We start from the raw sequence: 15,884 nt of genomic DNA on the forward strand, positions 1-15,884 counted from the left end.
TTGCTCTGCGGGCTCGGTTGGTTTCCACCGGGCCTCGGAGACTGAGCCGCGTGTAGGCGTTACGGCGGGCAGGTCTGGGGCGCTGGGGTCCCCCCCCCGTGCCCGCAGGGCACAGGGGGAGGAACTGCGCGACCAGCACACCACCGGGTCGCAGGCGCGATACCGCGGCTCGCCGCATGGCGAAGCCGCGTCTGCTCGGGCCTGGGACAACAGGGCACACGCTCAGCGGCCGGAGGCTACGCGCCCCGCGGCACCTCCTCGTACGCCCCGGGCCGCGCGGTGAGCACGCAGCGCAGCCGGTGGACGCCCTTGCGCCACTCCACCGCGTCCTCGCCCTCCCACAACTCCACCAGTTCCGAGCCCTCCTCGACGACCCGGTCCAGGGCGCGGACGGCGAGCGGTCGCAGGCCGGGGCCGAAGACCGGCAGGGGCTGCTTGGGGCCGTAGTTCGGATTGACGGTCTCGCCGTCGGGGCACTGTGCTGCGACGAGCGCGGCGGCGGCCACGGCCTGGTCCCCCTCGTGGCTGTCGAGGAAGTCGGGGGCGGCGACCTCCAACGCGCGTATCAAGGTGGACCGCACGATCGCCTCCCGCTCGCCGGGCGCGGCGTCGTCCAACCGCCCGGCGAAGTCCGCGGCGGAGTCGTTGTCGAACGGTCCGGTGTCCCAGGTCCCCATTGCTGTCCCTCCCGAGGTGTCTCCCACCCCGATGGTGGCACGCCCCGCTGACACCCCGAACACGTAGGGACCGACCGTTTCACAAGGTGGAACGCGCCCCTGCGGACCGTCGCCTGCGCGCCCCCGCCAACCCGGCCGCCCCCAGCACCGCGACCAAGGCGCACACCGCGCGCCAGCCGCCCGCGCCGTACGCCCGTACTCCCAGCCAGGAGCCCGCTGCGCCGCCGAGGTAAGCGAGGGTCATGTACGCGGTGTTCAGCCGGGCGCGCGCGTCGGGGCGCAGGGCGTAGACCCGGGCCTGGTTGGCGATCGTGCCCGCCTGGAGCGCCAGGTCCAGCAGGAGCGTGCCGGCGACGAGCGCGGCCAGGCCCGTCGTGCCGCCCGCGCCGCCGGGGACGAGCAGGGCGGCGGAGGCGGTGGTGGCGAGCAGGGCGCCGCGGGTCACCGCGTCCGGGCCGTGCCGGTCCACCAGCCGGCCCGCGAGCGGCGCGACGCACATCGTCACGGCGCCGACCAGCGCCAACACCCCGACGGCCGGGGCCCCCAGACCGTACGCCGGCCCGGTCAGCAACAGCGCCGCACACGTCCACACCGCCGAGAACGCGCCGAAGACGGCCGCTTGGTAGCCGCAGGAGCGACGGAGGTCGCGCTCGGTGCGCAGCAGCCGCAGCGCCTCCGCCACCAGCGCCGGGTAGGCCCGCCGCGTCGCCGCCGCGGTCGCCGGGGCCGTACGGAAGAGGACCGCGGCGAGCAGCGCCACCAGCCCCGCCGCGACGAGGTACGGCGCCCGCCACCCCGCCGCCTCGCCGAGCGCACCCCCGAAGGCGCGCGCCAGCAGCATCCCGCCGATCGACCCGCTGAGCAGGGTGCCCATCACCGCGCCGACCCGGTTCGCGGGCACGAGCCCGGCCGCCATCGGCCCGATGACCTGCGCGGCCACGGTGGTCAGGCCCACCAGCGCACACGCGGCGACGAGGACGGGCAGGGCGGGGGCGCTGCCGGCGGCGAGCAGTCCGACGGCGGTGGTCGCGAGCAGGGCGACGAGCAGCGGGCGGTGGGCGAACCGGTCGCCGAGCGGCACCACCAGCAGGATTCCTGCTGCGTAGCCGAGTTGGGTGGCGGTCACCACCATGGACGCCGCGTCCGCCGACGTGGCCAGGTCCGCCGCGACCAGCGGCACGAGCGCCTGCGGGAAGTACACGTTCCCGACGGCCACGGCGCAGGTCAGCGCCAGCAGGAGGAGGGTGCGGCGACTGAGTCCGGCGGGCGCGCCCGACCGGTCCGGAGCAGGAGTCATGGACAGCAGTGGACGCCAGCGGGAGCGGTCGGCCAATCGATGTAGCGTATTGCTTAATGATCAGCTTTGAGCTCGGCGTCGACGACCTCGCGGACACCCGGTTCGCGCTCTCGCCGCTCAGCGAGGCGATGCTGAGCCTGCGGGTGCTCCAGGACCCGGGCCTGACGGCGCTGCACCTGCCGTGGCGGCGGGAGGTGCTGGCGCAGCTGCGGGTACGGGAGCGGTCGCGGGCATTGGACGTCGACTTGTTGATGTCGCTGGTCGCGCAGCGCCGCACGCTGCCGGACTTCCTCACCCAGCGGCCGGAGAGCTTCGCCCCGGCCTTCGACGACGAGCTGGCCCGGGTGCGGGCGACCCCGCCCGACGTCGTGTTGCGCGACCTGGTGGCGGCGCACGCCCCGGACCCGCTGCCCGAGCCGCTGCGGGTCATCGCCGCGGGCGAAGGCGAGCGCGGCCCGGCAGTTGCCCGGCTCCGGGACGCCGTCTGCGACCTGCTGCGGCAGTACTGGGACGTGGCCCTCGCGCCGCACTGGCCGCGGATGCGGCTGCTGCTGGAGGCCGACATGACGTACCGGGCCCGGCAGTTGGCCAAGGGCGGCGCGCGGCTCCTCTTCGCCGACGTGCATCCGAACCTGCGCTGGCACGACGGGGTGCTGTACGTCAGCCGGGTGCTGGGCGAGTACCACGCTGCGGCGGCGGGCCGCGGGCTGCTGCTGGTGCCCTCGGTCTTCGCGCACAAGCCGGCGCCCCCGGTGGGGTCCGACGAGCCGCCGCTGCTCTTCTACCCGAGCCGTGGGGCGGGGACGTTGTGGACCGCGGCGGACGGCGGGCCGCCCGGCGCCGCGCCGTCCGATGCGCTGGTGGCGCTGATCGGCCCGCCCCGGGCGCGGCTGCTGGCGCTGCTGGAGGAGCCGTTGCCGACGGCGGAACTCGCCCGCCGACTGCGGGTGACCCCGAGCGCGGTCTCCCAACACCTGCGGGTGCTGCACGGCTCGGGGCTGTTGAACCGGGCGCGCGACGGGCGGTCGGTGCTGTACCGGCGCAGCGCCCTCGGCGACCGGCTGCTGGCCAGCCCCGAGCGCTGACGCGGTCACAGCACTGGGAACACAGCAGCGCAGGAAGACGCAGAAGTGTAGAACGCGCGACGGCGCGGGGCGCGACCGCTCCCCTGTGGCGGTCCCACCCCGCGCCGTCGCGGGTTCCTTCGGCGGGCCTCAAGTGCCCGTACGCCTCAGACGCTCTTGCGGGCGCCCTCCTCCAGCTTCTCCAGGTCCAGCACCTTGTCCGGCGAGGGCACCGTGGGCAGCGGCGCGGAGCCGAAGTTGGACAGGGTGACCGTCTCCATCTCGGCGTCCTCGCTGGGGTCCGTCATCTTGAGGATGTACGGCTTGCCCTCGCTCGCGATGTAGCCGGTGTCCCCGCTGGAGTCCACGAACGGGACGGCCTTCTGCCCGTTGACCACGGTCTCCTCGCCCCGGCGCATCGAGCCGCCGGAGCCGGAGCCCGTGTCCGAGCTGTCCTCGCGCAACTCCTTGAACATCTTGTCCAGGTCGCAGAACTCGGCCATGTCCTTCATGTCCGGGTCGGTGGACGAGCCCTTCATCCACTTGCCGCGGAAGAGCTTGAGGACGGGGTCCGCCTCGGCCTTCGGGGTGCCGGGCGGCACCATCTGGGTGCGGAGCATCTTGTCGTCGGGCCGGAGGTAGACGTCCTTGCCTATGACGGCGAGGTCCATCTTCCCCTTGTCCTCGAAGGTGAACACCCCCACGCACTGGCCCGTGTCGTGGATCGACATCTCACCCGTCATGCGCCCCTTGAGGTCGGGGTCGTCCATCATGCCGTCGAACCCGATGGTCACGGACGAGACGTCGGTGGTGACCTGTAGCGCCTCCGCCACGACCTCGTCGTCGGACTTGCCGCCGAAGGGGTCGTCGGCCCCGCCCGACGACTTCTCCGCGGGGGCCGTCGAACCGCCCTGGTCGCCGGCGTCCTTCGCCCCCTTGGCGCCCTTGCCGGCGCCGTCGGCCTGTGCGGCTTCGGCTGCTGCCTTCGCGCCGCCGGCCTTGTCCTCGCTACAGGCCGTCGCGGTCAGCGCGAGCGCGGAGAGCAGGGCCACGGCCGCGGCCTGGCGGCGGCGCGGGCGGAGACGGGTGATCACTGACATGCGTTACTCCGGGTGTGCTGCTGATGAGGTGACGGGAGCGTCAGACGGGCAGCTCCCACTGCACCGGGCCGTAGTCGAATCCGGGCGTGACCTCGACGGTGAGGTTCTTGGCCTCGGCGGGCGAGGAGAAGCCGAAGGTGACGGTGGCCTTCTTGCCGGGGGCGACGTTGCCGTCGAATCCCATGCCGACCGCGTCGTCGTAGATCTTCTCCGCGGTGACGCCGTCGGCTCCCGCGCGGGCGTCCACGATCGTCAGGACGGTGTCGAAGTTCTTGGTCCCGGTGTTCTCCAGGGAGACGGTGACCTTGTACGCCTTGTTGCCCGAGGCGTGGCCGGCCGCGTACTCGCCGGGGGTGAACTTCTTCGCCGCCGTCACGGTGACCTTGAGGCCGTCGTCGTAGGAGGCGGTGTCGCCGGGCGCGTACGCCCCGCCCGCGCCGGATCCGTCACCGTCGCCGCCCCCCTTCCCCTTCTTCCCCTTGCCCTTCTTGCCCTTGTCCTTTCCGCCCTTGCCGTCCTTGTCGTCGAGTCCGGGCTCCTGCACGGCGGTGGCCTCGTCGAGCGACTTGTCGAGTTCGTCCACGGCGTCGTTGGTGATCTGGACCGTGAGGATGGCGCCGACGACACCGAGGGCCATGGCCACGCCGCCGATGATCGAACCGGCAGTGGCGGAACGGCGGTTGGACGCCTCGCCGCGCTTGGCGCGACCGCGTCCGACCAGGCCGAGGATGAGGGCGAGAAGCCCGAGAGTACCCCCAAGCCAGAAGACGAAGGGTATTGGGCCGGTGATAAGGCCGATGATCCCGAGGATCAGGGCCGCGGTGCCGAGGCCGTTGCGCAGCGGTACCCGGTGACCGCCGCCGGGGCCGGCCGGACCTGCGGGTCCGCCGTGGCCCCCGTGGCCGCCGGCTCCGGGGGGAGTGCCGCCCGCGCCCGGCTCCCAGTGCGGCTGGCTGGTGACGGCTGCGGCCTGCTGGTCGCCGTAGGGCGCGGCGCCGTGCTGCGCGTCACCGCCGGTCCCGTACTGCTGGGGCGGGTTGCCGTCGCCGTACTGGGGCGAGTTGCCGTACGGGGGCTGCGATGAGTGGGACATGGAGCTGTCCTCCCGGACATGAGGGTCATGCGACGCCTGGTCGAGGCGGCTCTTCCGATGTGACGTCGCGTTCTCTGCAAACGTGTTGTGGTCGGTGCGGGACACCCGCTCCGTGAAGAGCCTCGACAATAAGAACAGAGGCTGTGAACCGAGTCAACATCAATCACGCCGTGAACGGTTACGTGCACTGTGAATGGGTCTCTTCGGTGTCGGCCGGTATCATCGGTGACACAGGCGACCGGCTGCGGAACGGGACGTGCGGGGCATCGGCGGCGCCCGGGAGCAGCGGTTCACACACCAGGAGGCGGTCAGTGCCAGAGAGCGCTAGCGAGGTCACCGCGGCAGGGATCGCCCGGCTCGCGGGAGTGGGGCGAGCCGCGGTCAGCAACTGGCGCCGCCGCCACGCCGACTTCCCCAAACCCGTCGGCGGCACCGAGACCAGCCCCGCCTTCGCCCTCAGCGACGTCGAGCGCTGGCTGCGCGAACAGGGCAAGCTCGCCGAAGTCCCGCTGCGCGAACGGGTCTGGCAGCAACTCGCCGACAGCCCCGCCACCGCGGCCGCCACCCTCACCCGCGCCGGCTTCGCCCTCCTGCTGCTGCGCGAGCGGCCCAGCACCTGGCAGGAGCTGACGGCCCGCCCCGACGAACGCATGGCCGAACTGCTGCCGACCGCCGTGGAACAGGTCGCCAGCGTCCGCTTCGGCGACGACCGGCACGCCCTGCTCGCCAGGGCCTGTCTGGAGTTCCCCCGCCAGGCGATCCCCTTCCTGCGCTCGGTCGGGGAACTCGCCGACGAACTCGGCCCCCGCCAGACGTACGAGTTCCTGCTCGGCCGCTTCCTCGACGCCAACATCCGCCAGTACACGCCCACCCCGCCCGGGCCCGCCGCCCTGATGGCCGCGCTCGCCGCGCCCCCGCAGGCATCCGCCGCCACCGTGCTCGACCCGGCCGCCGGCGCCGGCACCCTGCTGCGCGCCGTGGAGCGCCCCGCCGCCCTCTACGCGCAGGAGGCCGACCCCGACCTCACCGCGCTCACCGCGCTCCGCCTCGCCCTGCACGCCGACGCCGTCAGCGCCGCCGGCGCCGTCTGCGTACGCGCCCGCTCCGGCGACACCCTGCGCGCCGACGCCTTCCCCGACGTCACCGTCGACGCCGTGCTCTGCCACCCCCCGTTCAACGAACGCAACTGGGGCCACGACGAGCTGAGCTACGACCCGCGCTGGGAGTACGGCCTGCCGGCCCGCACCGAGTCCGAACTGGCCTGGGTGCAGCACGCGCTCGCCCGGCTGCGCCCCGGCGGCACCGCCGTCCTGCTGATGCCGCCCGCCGCCGCGTCCCGCCGCTCCGGCCGCCGCATCCGCGCCGGCCTGCTGCGCCGCGGCGCGCTGCGGGCCGTCGTCTCCCTGCCGGCCGGCGCCGCCCCGCCGTACGGCATCCCGCTGCACCTGTGGGTGCTGCGCAAGCCGGCGGCCGGTCAACTGCCCCCGCCCGAGGTGCTCTTCGTCGACACCGCGGACCTCAGCGGCGCCGGCGGCGGACGCGACCGGCTCGACTGGCAGACGGTGCAGAACGCGGTCCTCGACGCCTGGCTCGCCTTCAGCGGCACCGACGACCCCGGCGCCACGGCCCCCGCCAAGCCCCCCGCCACGCCCCCCGCCGCCCCGGCCGCCGGCGCCCCGCAGCCCGGGCGCACCGGCGTCAGCCGCGCCGTCCCCGTCATCGAACTCCTCGACGACGACGTGGACCTCGCCCCCGCCCGCCACGTCCCGCCCGCCGCGGCCGGCGGCGACGTGGCCGAGTTGGAACGCGCACGGGCCAAGCTCACCGAAACCCTGCGGCTCACCGGCGAACTCGCCCCCGCACCCACCGCCGGCACCGCCGAACGCGCCGTGTGGCCCACCACCACCGTCGGCGAACTCGCCCGCGCCCACGCCCTGTCGCTGCGCGCCGGCACCACCGCCGCCGTGCCGGCCCCCGCGGCTCCCGCGCCCGCCCGGCCCTCGCCCCGGGACGCCGTCCTCACCGAGCAGGACGTCCTGGCCGGCGCCCCGCCGACCGGCGCCCTGCCCGACGCACCGGACGACGAGTCCGTACGCCTCGAAGCCGGCGACGTCGTCGTGCCCGTGCTCGGCGGCGGCTCCGTGGTCCGGGTCGTCGACGAGCGCGACGCCGGCGCGGCCCTCGGCCGCAACCTCCAACTGCTGCGCCCCGATCCGCAGGCGCTCGACCCCTGGTTCCTCGCCGGCTTCCTGCGCGGCACCGCCAACACCCGCCAGGCCAGCAGCTACGCGTCCACCGCAACCCGACTCGACGTCCGCCGCCTCCAACTGCCCCGACTGCCCCTCGCCGACCAGCGCCGCTACGGCGCCCGGTTCCACGCGCTGGCCGCCTTCGAGGAAGCGCTGCGGCTGGCCGGCCGGTTGGGCGAGCAGTTGGTGCAGGGGCTGTACGACGGCCTCACGGAGGGGACCGTCAGACCGGACTGATCGTGGACAGGCGCTCCCCGGGGCGCGGGCCCGGTGATCCGTGCCCCGCACGGAATCGGTGACGTACCGTACGGCGGGTCCGGCCAACCCCTGAGCTGGACCGCTTGTCGGTGTATACGCTCATCCGTACTCTGCAGGCCCCAGGTTCACCAGGAGCAGGAATGCACGGCCCCGGCTACGCCCCACCGCGCCATGGTCCGCCACCGGCCGCTGTGATCGTGCTCGTGCGCGTGCTGTTCCTGGCCGTGTCCGTGCTGTCCTGCGGCCTCGGGGCCTGGGCCGCCATGCTGCGGGTCGCGCAACTGCGCCGCCGACCGGTCGACTGGATCCTCTTCGTCGCCAGCATCGCCCTCGCCGTCTTCCTGGTGGTGGCGATCGGGGCCTGGGGCTCGGACACGGAGCCGGACGCCAACGGCGAGACGGAGCCGTCGAACGCCGTCGACCTCGTGACGGTCGCCGCGCTGCTCTGCCTGGGCGTCGGCGCCGCCGTCCACTACCTGATCGTCGACATCCGGCACTACGACCAGCGGCGGGGAACGGGGTACGCGCCGGGGTCGGGGTCGGGGCCGGCGGTGAGCGGGCCCGGCGGCTACGGCCCGCCGCCCGCCACACCGTCCGTCACGCCGGGATACGGCTACCCACCTGTGCATTCGGCACCGGGCGCCGGTCCGTCCCCGGCCCCCGGGTACGGCTATCCGCCCGTACACACCCCGCCGCCCGCGTACCCGCAGCCGCCGCACGTTCCGCACCCGGCCCCGCACGTGGCCCACCACCTCCAGGCCACCCAGACGCACCTGCCGACCCAGCTCTCCCAGCCGCAGCAACCACCGCAACCGCCTTCGCAGCAACCGCCTTCGCAACAGCAGTCGTTGCAGCAGCAGCCGGGGGCGCCGGACAAGCCCCGCATCGACCAGGTCCGCGCCGAACTCGACGAGCTCAGTGACTACCTCCGCAAGGAGCAGGGTCGGTGAACGGACGCGTCATCGCGGACCGCTACGAGCTCTCCTCCGTCATCGGCCAGGGCGGCATGGGCCAGGTCTGGACCGCCTACGACCGACGGCTCGACCGCCGCGTCGCCGTCAAACTGCTGCGCCCCGACCACATGGCCCACGGCACCGCCGCCGCCGAAATGCGCCGCCGCTTCGTGCGGGAGTGCCGCGTCACCGCCCAGGTCACCCACCCCGGCCTGGTCACCGTCCACGACGCCGGCAGCGACGGCGACGAGCTCTACCTCGTCATGCAGTTCGTCGAAGGCGCCGACCTCGCCGACCACTTCGCCGAGCACGAGCCCTACCCCTGGCAGTGGACCGTCGCCGTCGCCGCCCAACTCTGCGCCGTGCTCGCCGCCGTGCACGCCGTGCCGATCGTGCACCGCGACCTCAAGCCGCGGAACGTGGTCGTCAAACCGGACGGCGCCGTCACCGTCCTCGACCTCGGCGTCGCCTCCGTCATCGACACCGACACCACCCGCCTCACCCACACCGGCTCGCCCATCGGCAGCCCCGCCTACATGGCGCCCGAACAGGCCATGGGCGGCGCCATCGGCCCGTACACCGACCTGTACGCGCTCGGGGTGCTGATGCACGAACTCCTCAGCGGCAACGTGCCCTTCGCCGGCTCCACCGCGCTCGGCGTCCTCCACCGCCATCTGTACGAGTCGCCGCTGCCGGTGCGCCGCATCCGCCCGGAGGTCCCCGAGCCGCTGGAGGCCCTGGTGCTGCGGCTGCTCGCCAAGGACCCGCAGCACCGGCCGTCCGGAGCGCAGGAGGTGTACGAGGCGCTGGCCCCGCTGCTGCCCCAGCGCGGCGCACCCAGCGGCCCCCTCGACCCCACCCGCCCCTTCCTGCGACCGCACGCCCCCTGGCCCGACCGCCCCGAGGCGGCCGTCACCCCGCCGCCGGTGGTGCCCGCCCCGTCCAAGCCCGACGTGGCCGCCGCCGTCGACGAGGTCAAGCGTCTGCTCGGCGAGGGCAGCATCACCCGGGCCGTCGACGTCCTCGGCAACATCCTCCCGGCCGCCGCGGCCGAGCACGGCGAACGCTCCCCGGTCGTCCGCATCCTGCGCAAGCAGTACGCGACGACGCTGATGGACGACGGTCAGTACCGGCGGGCCCTGCCCGAGCTGCGCAAGCTCGCCGACGACCGCGCCGCCGAAGCGGGCCCGGCCGACCCGCAGACGCTCCAGTTCCGCTACGACGCGGCCCAGTGCCTGGAGCAACTCGGCGAAGCCGCGGCGGCCACCGCCGAGTACCGCGCCCTGCTGCCGTACTACGAGAACGCCGGCGACAGCGCCCGCGCCTTCGACCTCCGCCAGCGCATCGGGAACCTGCTGCTCGCGGTCGGCGACCACACCGGGGCGCACCACCACCTCCAGGCGCTGCTGTACGACGCGGAGCGCACCTTCGGCCCCTACCACCAACTCCCGGCGGAACTCCGCCGAGCCCTGGACCGCCAACGCCAGTTCCGCCCCTAGCTTCTGGACCCGGCTCCCTGCGGCCGGCCGGCTCCCCGCGCCCCGGTGGCGGGTTCTCGCGCAGTTCCGCCCCTTCGGCCCCAGAGGGCCTGGGGGGACCCCAGCGCCCCTAAAACCATCCGTCCCGCAGGTAAGCGACGAGGGGAGCAAAACAGGGGCGCGGGGAACTGCGCGACCAACTCACCACCGGGCCGCAGAGACCGACGCACTCGAGGGTCCACGGCGGGTGCGTCAGGGGGCGCGAGGGCCCGCACTCGCAGGGGCGCGGGGGCGCGGGGCCCGAGCCCGCAGGCACCGGGGGGCGGAACTGCGGGGCAGCCCACCGCCGGGCGCGGGACCCGCCCACTCCCCGCCCCCGCCATGGCGTACGCTGCCCTGGCCACAGGCGCACGTACGGCACATCCGCGGGGAGCTGGCGAGAAGATGACGGTCCGGGGCCAGCTCTTGCGATTCGCCCTGGTGGGCGCGGTCAACACCGGTACTTACTACGGGCTGTACCTGATCCTGCTGACCCGGCTGCCGTACGTCGCCTCGCACGTCATCGCCTTCGTGCTCAGCATGATCGGCTCCTTCTTCCTCACCTCGTACTTCACCTACCGCACCCGTCCCACCTGGCGGAAGTTCCTCCTCTTCCCCCTGACGAACGCGGCGAACTTCGTCGTCACCACCACCGGCGTCTACCTGCTGGTGGACGTCTTCGACCTGGGCAGCCGGTACGCACCGCTGATCGCGGCGGCCGCGGCGATCCCGATCACCTTCGTCGTCTCCCGGACGATCATGCTCAGGCCGGAGCCGGGCGACGCGGGCGGCGAGCGCCAGCCGGTGGGGTCGGCCGACCGCCGCTGAGCCGCGGCGCGGGGCGCATCCTCGGCGGCGCCGGGGTCGTTGGTTCGAAACAGTGGCGGCGAAGTGGTGGCCCGGGCACCGCTGACTGCCTACCATCGATCACCGCAGGACTTTGTGACTCGTCGCACAAACCTCGTCAGGAGGCTCCCTTGCCCCGCCGTCGTCGTCGCACCGCGATCATCGTCTCCGCCGCGCTCCTGTCCGCCGCACCCCTCCTCACCGCCTGCGGCAATGACGCGCACCCGGGCGCCGCCGCCATCGTCGGCGGCGAGCGGATCGAGGTGTCCACGGTCCAGGCCGCGGTCAAGGACGTGCGCACCGCCCAGGAGAAGACCCCCCAGGGCGAACAGCTCGTCCGGGAGACCGGCCAGCTCAGCCGGGCCAAGCTCTACGACTTCATCGTCAACGAGGTGGTGCACAAGGCCGCCGACGACGCGGGCGTCACCGTCACCCGCAAGGAGCTCCAGCAGGGCCGGGAGGCGCTCGCCCAGCGCTTCGGCGGCGAGGAGGGCCTCGCCACGGCGTACCTCCAGGAGCGGGGGGTCGCCCCCGACCAGCTCGACGCCGTCGTGGAACGCGACATCCTGATCAACAAGCTCGCCCGCTCCATGGGCACCAACGACCCCGCAGTGGGCCAGCAGAAGCTGAACGCGGCCTTCACCGCCGCGGCGAAGTCCCTCGACATCGACGTGAACCCGCGTTTCGGCACCTGGGACGACCAGAAGCTGGAGCTGGGCGACTACAAGGCGGCGTGGATCTCCCAGGTCAGCGAGCAGCCGCAGCCGGCGGTGCCGGCGACGGCGTAAAAGGCGCTCCGGGGCGCCGGGCCGGCGGAGGTAGGTTCGTGGGGTGACCACGAACACCTCCGCCGCGTCCACCGGGACCGGGCCGACCGGCCGCATCGTCCTGCTCACCACGAGCCACCGGGTGGCACCCGGGCTGCTGTCCTGGCCCGCGTGGCAGACCCTGCGCACCGCGGACCTGGTGCTCTGCGCCGACCCCGCCCACCCCCAGCTCCCGCACCTGCGGGAGGCCGGGGTCGAGGCGACCGCGCCGGTGCCGGACGCCCAGGGCCTGGTGGACGCCTGCGCCGGGGGCGCGACCGTGGTCGTCCTGGTGACCGGCGAGGGCGACCGCGCCCTGACCGACGGCCTCGCCCGCCTCGCCGGCTCCGGCCGGGTCGCGATGCCCGCACTGGAACTCCTGCCCGGCTCGTACGACCTCCCCGGCGCCCGGCTCCTCGACCTCGTCCAGGTCATGGACCGCATCCGGGTCGAGTGCCCGTGGTCGTCGGTCCCCACGCACAAGGACCTCGCGAAGTACGCGATCGAGGAGGCGTACGAACTCGTCGAGGCGATCGAGCTGGGCGACCGCGACGAGTTGCGGGAGGAACTGGGCGACGTCCTCCTCCAGGTCGTCTTCCACGCGCGCATCGCGCAGGAAGACCCCGAGGAGCCGTTCTCGGTCGACGACGTCGCCGGGACGATCGTGGACAAGCTGATCAACCGCCATCCGCACGTCTTCGGCGACGAGACGGCGCGGACGCCGCAGGACGTGCGGGACATCTGGCTGCGCACGAAGGCGACGGAGAAGCAGCGCGACTCGGTGACGGACGGCGTCCCCCTCGGTCAGCCGGCGCTCGCCCTCGCGGCGAAGTTGGCGTCCCGCGTCCGTACTGCGGGGCTCGACGTGCCGCTCCCCGCGGGGGAGGGCGTGGGTTACGAACTGCTCGCGCTCGCCGCGGCGGCGGACGCGTCCGGCGTGGACCCCGAATCCGCCCTCCGCGCGGCGACCCGCGCGTACCACGCGTCCATCCGCGCAACGGAATCCTCCCGCTAGCCCCGCGCCGCCCCGTCGTCCCTGCGGGCTGCCCGGCCCCCGCGCCCCGTTGGTGGGCTTGTCGCGCAGTTCCGCCCCCTACACCCAGAGGCTGGGGGGACCCCCAGCGCCCCTGGACAACATCGCCGTGGCTGGCAAAGGTGCGTTCGTCTCTGCGGCCGAGTGGTGGGCTGGTCGCGCAGTTCCCCGCGCCCCTGTCTTGCTTCCCCTGTCGCCTGCCTGCGGGACGAGGGTTTTTAGGGGCGCGGGGAACTGCGCGACCAGCCCACCACCAGCCCGCGGAGACCAACGCATCCGCAAGGGAAACGGCGGGTTCGTCTGGTCGGCCCCGGGGGCCAACGCACCCGCAGGGGACAGCGCGTCAGGGCGCCCCGCCAGCGCAAGCGCACGTACGGGATAGCGTCGGCGTATGCACGCGACTCCCGGCCAGCCCACACCACCACTCTTCACCTGGGAGTTCGCCACCGACCCCTACCCCACCTACGCCTGGCTCCGCACCCACTCGCCCGTGCATCGCACCACCCTCCCCAGCGGGGTCGAGGCGTGGCTCGTCACCCGGTACGTCGACGCCCGGCAGGCCCTCGCCGACCCGCGGCTGTCGAAGAACCCGGCGCACCACGACGAGCCCGCCCACGCCAAGGGCAAGACCGGGATCCCGGGGGAGCGCAAGGCGGAGTTGATGACGCACCTGCTGAACATCGACCCGCCGGACCACACCCGGCTGCGCCGGCTCGTCTCCAAGGCGTTCACGCCCCGCCGCGTCGCCGCCTTCGCGCCGCGCGTGCAGGAGCTGACGGACCGGCTGATCGACGGCTTCGCGGACCGCGGCAGCGCGGACCTGATCCACGAGTTCGCGTTCCCGCTCCCCATCTACGCGATCTGCGACCTGCTGGGCGTGCCCGCCGAGGACCAGGACGACTTCCGGGACTGGGCGGGGATGATGATCCGCCACGGCGGCGGCCCCCGCGGCGGCGTGGCCCGCTCCGTGAAGAAGATGCGCGGCTACCTCGCCGAGTTGATCCACCGCAAGCGGGAGACCCTCGGTGCCGAGAGCGCCGACGACGACCTGATCTCCGGGCTGATCCGGGCCAGCGACCACGGCGAGCACCTCACCGAGAACGAGGCCGCCGCGATGGCCTTCATCCTGCTGTTTGCCGGATTTGAGACCACCGTTAATTTGATTGGTAATGGCACCTATTCCCTGCTGCGCAACCCCGAGCAGCGCACCCTGCTCCAGGAGTCCCTGGCGGCAGGGCGGACGGACCTGTTGGAGACGGGGGTGGAGGAACTGCTGCGCTACGACGGACCGGTGGAGCTCGCGACCTGGCGGTTCGCCACCGAGTCGCTGACGATCGGCGGGCAGCAAGTCGGCGAGGGCGACCCCGTCCTCGTGGTGCTCGCCGCCGCCGACCGCGACCCCGAGCGCTTCGACGGGCCCGACGTCCTCGATCTGTCCCGACGTGACAATCAGCACCTCGGGTACGGGCACGGCATCCACTACTGCCTCGGCGCGCCCCTCGCCCGCATCGAAGCCCAGACGGCGCTCGCGACCCTGCTACGGCGCCTCCCTGACCTGCAACTGGCCGTGGATCCGACCGATTTGCGGTGGCGCGGCGGTCTGATCATGCGTGGACTGCGCACGCTTCCGGTGGAGTTCGGGACCCCAACTTACTGACGGAGCATCAACTCTGTGATGTTCGTGTGATCCGGGCTGCATTGACTTGTGACTGACGTTGGAGTCCGGCTACGTTCACCCCCGTCTCAGCCGTCAGCGAAAGGCAACCGCATGCTCTCCGGGAATGGTCGACATCGCCGTCCTCGCCAGGCCCCGGCCCTCGTCGTCGCCGCGGGGGTGACGGGGTCCGCGATCGCGATCCCGCTCCTGGGCGCGGGGTCGGCGTCCGCCGCGGACACCGCCGTCTGGGACCGGGTGGCGGAGTGCGAGAGCGCCGGGCAGTGGAGCGCCAACACCGGCAACGGCTACTTCGGCGGGCTCCAGTTCTCGCAGGAGACCTGGGAAGCCTTCGGCGGTGCGCAGTACGCGGAGCGCGCCGACCTCGCCAGCCGCTCGCAGCAGATCGCGGTGGCGGAGAAGGTGCTCGCCGCCCAGGGGCCGCTGGCGTGGTCGTCCTGCGGGGCGAACGCGGGGCTGTCGGGCGTCGAGGCGCCGAAGGTCGACCCGGGCGCGCTGCCGACGCCCACCGCGCCGGCCGTGCCGTCCCCCGCGTCGACCCAGGGCGTCGGCAACGGCGACGCCGCGCGGGCGGGTGCGGACGAGGGCAAGAAGGCCGGCGGCAAGCACCGCGGCCCGGCCGCCACCGAGACCCCGGCGACCCCGGCGACCCCGGACCCCTCGGGTACGAGCGCGAGCACGGGTGCGGGCAAGGACACGGGCGAGCAGCGCACGGCCGACGACACCCGGGCCTCGCGCAGCGACACCCCCGGCCGCGGCGACTCCGTCCAGCCCGGCGACCCGGGCAAGGCGGCCGGCGCACCGGCGAAGGGACAGCGGGGCGACGGGTCCACCGGCGCCGGCACCTCCAACGGCAAGGGCAGCGCCGGCACGGGCAACTCGGGCGCCCCCGCTGGCGTCCAGAAGGACAAGGGCGAGGCCGCCGAGAACACCGACGGCGCGACCGCGTCGCCCGGCACGTACACCGTCCGCCCCGGTGACAACCTCTGGGCCATCGCGGACGCGCAGGACCTCCCCGGGGGCTGGCCGGCGCTCTACGAGGCGAACCGCGACGCCGTCGGAGCCGACCCCGACTTGATCCTGCCTGGTCAGAACCTTGACCTCAGGGTGAAGTAGCCGCACTCCGGGGCGCGTTGAGGCAGGGTTTTGCTGGCTTTTGTCCGTTTCCGCGTAAGTGAGACATGTGTCTCTCTGCTCGAACGGGCTTCCGGCATCGAGCGGAACGGCGCATTCCGTGCCCCACCTGCGGAAACGGGGGTTTCCGGAAGGCCGTGATGGGCGTTTTCTCCCCGATGTTCCTTCTTTGAACATCGGGG

The 15,884-nt window shown here is 73.5% G+C and carries 13 protein-coding genes; 9 read left to right on the forward strand and 4 right to left on the reverse strand.

The features are described 5' to 3' along the window. Window positions 1–236: 236 nt before the first annotated feature. Together ACH4E8_RS09040 and ACH4E8_RS09045 are read right to left on the reverse strand one after the other, a co-directional pair. On the reverse strand, window positions 237–677 hold the full coding sequence (locus ACH4E8_RS09040) for a DUF4259 domain-containing protein (protein WP_361969084.1): 441 nt from the start codon (window positions 675–677) through the stop codon (window positions 237–239). A gap of 79 nt (window positions 678–756) precedes the next feature. Then, a complete protein-coding gene (locus ACH4E8_RS09045; RefSeq protein ID WP_398445823.1) occupies window positions 757–1,974 on the reverse strand; it encodes an MFS transporter in 1,218 nt (405 codons plus the stop codon). Window positions 1,975–2,030: 56 nt separating this feature from the next. On the opposite strand from ACH4E8_RS09045, the gene ACH4E8_RS09050 reads away from it, so the two are divergent. Then, complete coding sequence (locus ACH4E8_RS09050) at window positions 2,031–3,059, forward strand: ArsR family transcriptional regulator (protein ID WP_398445825.1); 1,029 nt, start codon at window positions 2,031–2,033, stop codon at window positions 3,057–3,059. A 146-nt stretch (window positions 3,060–3,205) separates the two neighbouring features. On the opposite strand, the gene ACH4E8_RS09055 is transcribed toward ACH4E8_RS09050, so the two are convergent. Further along, window positions 3,206–4,138: a hypothetical protein gene (locus ACH4E8_RS09055; RefSeq protein ID WP_398445827.1), complete on the reverse strand. Its 933-nt coding sequence runs from the start codon at window positions 4,136–4,138 to the stop codon at window positions 3,206–3,208. Between the two features lie 40 nt (window positions 4,139–4,178). Next, complete coding sequence (locus ACH4E8_RS09060; protein WP_398445829.1) at window positions 4,179–5,231, reverse strand: DUF4352 domain-containing protein; 1,053 nt, start codon at window positions 5,229–5,231, stop codon at window positions 4,179–4,181. Window positions 5,232–5,542: 311 nt separating this feature from the next. Here ACH4E8_RS09060 and ACH4E8_RS09065 point away from each other — a divergent pair, with 311 nt between their 5' ends. The 8 genes from ACH4E8_RS09065 (at window position 5,543) to ACH4E8_RS09100 (ending at window position 15,684) form a co-directional block, all read left to right on the forward strand. Further along, window positions 5,543–7,717 (forward strand): N-6 DNA methylase, encoded by a 2,175-nt coding sequence (locus ACH4E8_RS09065; RefSeq protein WP_398445831.1) that lies wholly within the window; start codon window positions 5,543–5,545, stop codon window positions 7,715–7,717. A 224-nt stretch (window positions 7,718–7,941) separates the two neighbouring features. Further along, the gene (locus ACH4E8_RS09070) at window positions 7,942–8,688 is read left to right on the forward strand and encodes a hypothetical protein (protein ID WP_398445833.1); all 747 of its coding nucleotides are present in this window, start codon (window positions 7,942–7,944) and stop codon (window positions 8,686–8,688) included. Next, on the forward strand, window positions 8,685–10,190 hold the full coding sequence (locus tag ACH4E8_RS09075; protein ID WP_398445835.1) for a protein kinase: 1,506 nt from the start codon (window positions 8,685–8,687) through the stop codon (window positions 10,188–10,190). The genes ACH4E8_RS09070 and ACH4E8_RS09075 overlap by 4 nt, the downstream gene beginning before the upstream one ends. 423 nt (window positions 10,191–10,613) lie before the next feature. After that, entirely contained in the window at window positions 10,614–11,036 is a 423-nt protein-coding gene (locus tag ACH4E8_RS09080) for a GtrA family protein (protein WP_398445837.1), read from the forward strand. 149 nt (window positions 11,037–11,185) lie between these two features. Further along, window positions 11,186–11,842, forward strand: coding sequence for a SurA N-terminal domain-containing protein (locus ACH4E8_RS09085; protein ID WP_398445839.1), 657 nt, complete (start codon window positions 11,186–11,188; stop codon window positions 11,840–11,842). 43 nt (window positions 11,843–11,885) lie between these two features. Further along, window positions 11,886–12,875 (forward strand): nucleoside triphosphate pyrophosphohydrolase, encoded by a 990-nt coding sequence (locus ACH4E8_RS09090; RefSeq protein WP_398445841.1) that lies wholly within the window; start codon window positions 11,886–11,888, stop codon window positions 12,873–12,875. 409 nt (window positions 12,876–13,284) lie between these two features. Then, window positions 13,285–14,550 carry a cytochrome P450 gene (locus ACH4E8_RS09095; protein ID WP_398445843.1) on the forward strand — a complete coding sequence of 422 codons (1,266 nt, stop codon included), beginning with the start codon at window positions 13,285–13,287 and terminating at the stop codon, window positions 14,548–14,550. Window positions 14,551–14,661: 111 nt separating this feature from the next. Beyond that, window positions 14,662–15,684, forward strand: coding sequence for a transglycosylase family protein (locus tag ACH4E8_RS09100; protein ID WP_398445845.1), 1,023 nt, complete (start codon window positions 14,662–14,664; stop codon window positions 15,682–15,684). Window positions 15,685–15,884 lie beyond the last annotated feature (200 nt).

The sequence above is a fragment of the Streptomyces sp. NPDC017979 genome (assembly GCF_044328175.1).
GTDB lineage: Bacteria > Actinomycetota > Actinomycetes > Streptomycetales > Streptomycetaceae > Streptomyces.

Bases quoted from the DNA above. Each gene is read 5' to 3' on its own strand.
- ACH4E8_RS09040 (WP_361969084.1), bottom strand. From the start codon at position 677: ATGGGGACCTGGGACACCGGACCGTTCGACAACGACTCCGCCGCGGAC.
- ACH4E8_RS09045 (WP_398445823.1), bottom strand. From the start codon at position 1,974: ATGACTCCTGCTCCGGACCGGTCGGGCGCGCCCGCCGGACTCAGTCGC.
- ACH4E8_RS09050 (WP_398445825.1), top strand. From the start codon at position 2,031: ATGATCAGCTTTGAGCTCGGCGTCGACGACCTCGCGGACACCCGGTTC.
- ACH4E8_RS09055 (WP_398445827.1), bottom strand. From the start codon at position 4,138: ATGTCAGTGATCACCCGTCTCCGCCCGCGCCGCCGCCAGGCCGCGGCC.
- ACH4E8_RS09060 (WP_398445829.1), bottom strand. From the start codon at position 5,231: ATGTCCCACTCATCGCAGCCCCCGTACGGCAACTCGCCCCAGTACGGC.
- ACH4E8_RS09080 (WP_398445837.1), top strand. From the start codon at position 10,614: ATGACGGTCCGGGGCCAGCTCTTGCGATTCGCCCTGGTGGGCGCGGTC.
- ACH4E8_RS09095 (WP_398445843.1), top strand. From the start codon at position 13,285: ATGCACGCGACTCCCGGCCAGCCCACACCACCACTCTTCACCTGGGAG.
- ACH4E8_RS09100 (WP_398445845.1), top strand. From the start codon at position 14,662: ATGCTCTCCGGGAATGGTCGACATCGCCGTCCTCGCCAGGCCCCGGCC.